The sequence below is a fragment of the Neisseria sp. P0001.S005 genome (assembly GCF_051963715.1).
Genome location: NZ_JBQCTZ010001164.1, coordinates 1 through 209 on the forward strand (window position 1 = coordinate 1; position 209 = coordinate 209).

Consider the following 209-nt stretch of genomic DNA (forward strand, 5'->3'; position numbering starts at 1 on the left):
CCTCTGTACGGTAAAATTATTCGTTTATCAACTAAAATCCATGCTCATGATGAAAACAATCAATATGGCATTGGTGACGTAGTGGTAATCGAGGAATCTCGTCCTTTGTCAAAAACCAAGTCTTGGGTTGTAAAAGAATTGGTTGAGAAAGCGCGTACTGTTTGATTTAAAACACAGTAATGTAGCTTAATAAGAAACGAAGTCTTGCA

General features: G+C 36.4%; 1 protein-coding gene. It reads left to right on the forward strand.

From position 1 onward, the window contains the following. The first annotated feature begins 3 nt into the window (after nt 1-3). Complete coding sequence (locus ACTHSP_RS24425) at nt 4-165, forward strand: small ribosomal subunit protein uS17 (RefSeq protein ID WP_440347265.1); 162 nt, start codon at nt 4-6, stop codon at nt 163-165. The last annotated feature ends 44 nt before the right edge of the window (nt 166-209 follow it).